The sequence below is a fragment of the Planktothrix sp. FACHB-1355 genome, assembly GCF_014748295.1.
Taxonomy (GTDB): Bacteria; Cyanobacteriota; Cyanobacteriia; order Cyanobacteriales; family Aerosakkonemataceae; genus Aerosakkonema; species Aerosakkonema funiforme_A.
Genome location: NZ_JACJUP010000689.1, coordinates 1 through 3,712, shown reverse-complemented (window position 1 = coordinate 3,712; position 3,712 = coordinate 1). Strand labels below are relative to the sequence as shown.

3 protein-coding genes are annotated in these 3,712 nt (G+C 44.1%); all 3 read right to left on the bottom strand.

What is annotated here, in order from left to right; all coding sequences use genetic code 11:
- Positions 1–725, bottom strand: a 725-nt coding sequence (locus H6S82_RS23105; protein ID WP_191056771.1) for an MCP four helix bundle domain-containing protein, incomplete at its 3' end; no start/stop codon positions are given.
- A 261-nt stretch (positions 726–986) separates the two neighbouring features.
- The gene (locus tag H6S82_RS23100) at positions 987–2,753 is read right to left on the bottom strand and encodes a methyl-accepting chemotaxis protein (RefSeq protein ID WP_190465224.1); all 1,767 of its coding nucleotides are present in this window, start codon (positions 2,751–2,753) and stop codon (positions 987–989) included.
- Positions 2,754–2,845: 92 nt separating this feature from the next.
- The coding region (locus tag H6S82_RS23095; protein ID WP_277926545.1) for a CheR family methyltransferase at positions 2,846–3,712 on the bottom strand (867 nt) is incomplete at its 5' end.

Here is a 3,712-nt window from a genome sequence, read left to right as displayed (position 1 = left end):
ACAAAACCAAAAAATATTGATGTTGCCAAACCAAGCATTATTCCAACGATCGCCCAAAAAGTCGTAACCCTCATATCTGATTCAGCCTTTTGTAAGGCATTGTTCGCTAAACCTTGGTTATAATTCAATAGTTTTTGCATTTGATTTGTAGCTTCCGCAACATATGGTCGGTGGATCTTAGATATATAATCATCCATCTTTCGTACTAATTGAAAAGCCGCTACTGTTCGAGTATATTCCGGTGTATTTATTTTGCCTTGGTTGGCCAATTCAAGGAGTGTTTTTGCAGGGGACGGGATATTGTACTGTCTAAATTCTTCATTCATCTTGATTAACTGGTTCATACTATTTTTCCACTGCTGCCACGCCGGGGTTATAGCTATGTATATTTTGTTCTCTTCGGGATCGCGAGGGAGTTTTTCATACTCTGCAAATCCTTCATCGACCTGAGCGAGAGCATCTTGTAATTTTTTTAATTCTTGCTGTTTTTGTGTCCCCGAATTGCTGGGAATTGATTGAGCGAAAAAGGCCGCTTCAGCGGCAGTTTGGCCTTGATTCACTTTCCCTAAGTTAAAGATGGAAGGAAAAGCATTCTTGCCAATAGTATCAATGTGCGACCCGAGTCTATTGTTGCTTAACAAACCAATGGTTCCCACAACCAACACAATTAAGGTTAAAAAAATAAAGGCCGATATGAGAGTATTTTGCAAACTAAGCTTTTTCATGATTTTGGTTTTCCGAGCGGATTACTTCTAGAACGATGAGTGGGAGTTTAGTAAATAGCGACTGGAATTTAATTAGTGATTACTTAGGCAGTCGCTATTTTTAATTTGTTCTTAAGAGAGAATTAGCTATTTCTTCGTTACCCTCTTACCTCAATAGATATTTTACACCCAATCGGCGTCAAAAACTCCCTTTTTTTATTTGGTGGAGCCTTGAGACAAAACTCTTACCAGCTATAGACTTTAGGTACTCAGAACTGAGTATTAAGCTACTTTAAAGCGACGTATTTCGGCTTGCAATCCTTGAGCGGCGTCGTCCAACTGGGAGACGGCACTGTTAGTCTCGCGTAAAGCATCCGATGTTTGCTGGGAAGCTTGCGTTAATTGTTCCATTGCCTCGCTGATTTGTTGGGCTCCTTGGGATTGTTCTTCCATGCTTTGGCTGACTTCTTCAAATCGCGGTGTCAGTCCCTGCACTTGCTGAATTACCAGGGCAATTTGCTCGCCAATAGTCACCACTTTTTCGACGCTATCGTTAACAGCTTTGTTGAATTTATCCATTTCCATCACGCCTGTGGAAACGGCAGATTGCATTTCTTTAACCATTTGTTCGATTTCCAAAGTAGCGACGGCTGTTTGGTCTGCCAGTCGGCGAATTTCTCTGGCTACTACCGCAAAACCGGCTCCGTATTCCCCTGCTTTTTCCGCTTCAATAGCGGCATTGAGGGATAGCAAGTTGGTTTGGTCTGCTACTTTGGTAATCGTTGTAACGACGTTGTTAATATTGTTGGCTTTTTCATTCATGATCCCCAGTTTGCTGGAGATGGAAGTGGTGGCTTCTGCCAACTGACGCATAACGTTTTCCATTGAGGAAAGGTCTTTTTGGCTACCACCTGCGGAAACGGCGGTGGATTGAGCTAAAGTGGCTACTTGTTCCATTGTGCGAGACAGTTTCCGGCTGGTGGCGGAAATTTCTTGCGCTGTGGCTGCTACTTCTTTGGTCGAGGCGGCTTGCTCTGCTACAGTTGCTTCTAATTCTTTGCCAGAGGCGGCTATTTGTGTGGTTGATGTTGTGACTTGAATGCCGGATCTTTGGACTTGGGTGATGAAGGAACTGAGATTTTTGATCATGTTTCGGAAGGCATTTTGCAGCCTGCCGATTTCATCGTTGCTTTCGGCAGATGGTACGGAAGTGCTGAGATCCCCGGCGGCAATTCGTTCGGCAACAGTTACCACTCCGGCGATCTTGGCTCCCATTGGTTTGGCGATCGTATTGCTGAAGTAAAAGCCGAATAGAACTGCGATCGCTGTTCCGACGAGCATTGCCGTTATTGACCAAAACGTTGTACCGGCAACATCTTTTTGAGCTGTGCTTCTTGCCCCATCCGCCAAGTGTTGGTTGTAATCTAAAAGTTTGAGCAGTTGCGCTGTTCCTTCGTTGAAGGCAGGTCGTTCGACATCGGTTATATACTGGTAAACTTTTCTTTGTGCCTCAGCTGCTGCTTGGGCTCGCGCATATTCTGGCGTGTCTCTTTTACCCGCCAGGAGCAAGTCAACCCGCTCTTGTCCTGGAAATTGGATATCGTATCTTCTAAATTCGTCGTTGAGTTCGATCGCTTGGTCGATCGTCGTCCTCCACTTATCCAAAGATGGCTTTGCAGATCTGTATAAACTATCTTCTTCTGGGTCGCGCTTAAGTTTGTCATAGTTTTCCAGCCCTTCCTTGTAGCGAACGAGCGCATCTTGCAGATTTTTTAATTCTTCTTGTTTTTTCTGCGGAGAGATGGTAGGAACAAATTGTGCTAAAAGCGCTGCATCAGCCGCGCTATGTGCCTCATTCACTTTCCACAAACTGAAGACAGAAGGAAAAGCATTTTCGCCGATAGCATTGATGTGTCCGCTGAGCCTGTAGGTGCCGAACAGACCGATCAGCCCCACAATCAATACAATGCCACCGATAACAAGAAATCCGGAAATGAGTTTTCCTTCTATGCCTTTGTTTTTGGACAAAATCGCATCTTGCACAAACATGGTAATCCCCTTGTGGTTTCAGATCGATTGCTTTGGAAAAAAGTAAAATTTCCCAATTAGGGATGATCGATAGTATATTACAGCGTTCGCATTTAGCCCAAATTTTGAGAATTTTCTAATCTTTTAATGCGTTGTTTTATTAGGGCTGCACCAGCGAAATCGCCGCGATTTTGTTTGAGCAAAGCCAGATGGGTAAGCGCTTCGTAGCAATCTGGTTGCAAGTACAGCGCTTTTTGGAAGTGTTGCTCTGCTTGTCGATCGTCTCCTGTTGCCTGATAAACTTCCCCCAATAATAGGTAAGCTTCGGCACTGGTAGGATTTTTACCTAGAAACGTTTTACCTGCGCTAGCTGCTTCTTCTAATTTTCCCGCATCTGCTAACTTTCGGGCGATTTGAAGCTCCGGTATCGGTGATGGCGGTTGAGATATTGGTGACTGGAGGCTACCGATTTTGGATTTAATTAGTTCCGTTGACAAAGGGTTTGTCTTGGAATTGGCTGGCGATAGCAATCCTTCCCTTGTTTCTCCCACCCTTTGCGTTCGGGAGAAAGCTTGTTTGAGCGAGTCTAGCTGAGGCTGTTCGAGCTTGCCGTCTCGTTGTACAACTTTGGTAGTAAAGGTAGGTTTTGTAAGGAAAGATAGGTTCTGTTTGGGAGCGACTGATGGCAAAGTAAGATTTTTACCGGACTGTTCGGTTTTGCGGTAGGCAAATGTAAACGGTTGACGAACAGAGACAAAACGATCCCCCGGTACTTTTCCACTTTCGGCAGCACCCACAAATATTAAACCGTTCGGTATTAACAGGCAATCTAACCCTTCCATTAACTGAGTAGATGCCAACTCGGATAAATAAATCAACAAATTGCGACAAAATATTACATCATATTTGTTCCCCTTCAAAAAAACAGGTTCTAATAAATTTCCGTGCATAAAATTAACGGTTTGGCGAACCGTCGCACC

Coding starts and splice junctions, on each gene's coding strand:
- H6S82_RS23100 (WP_190465224.1), bottom strand. CDS start 2,753: ATGTTTGTGCAAGATGCGATTTTGTCCAAAAACAAAGGCATAGAAGGA.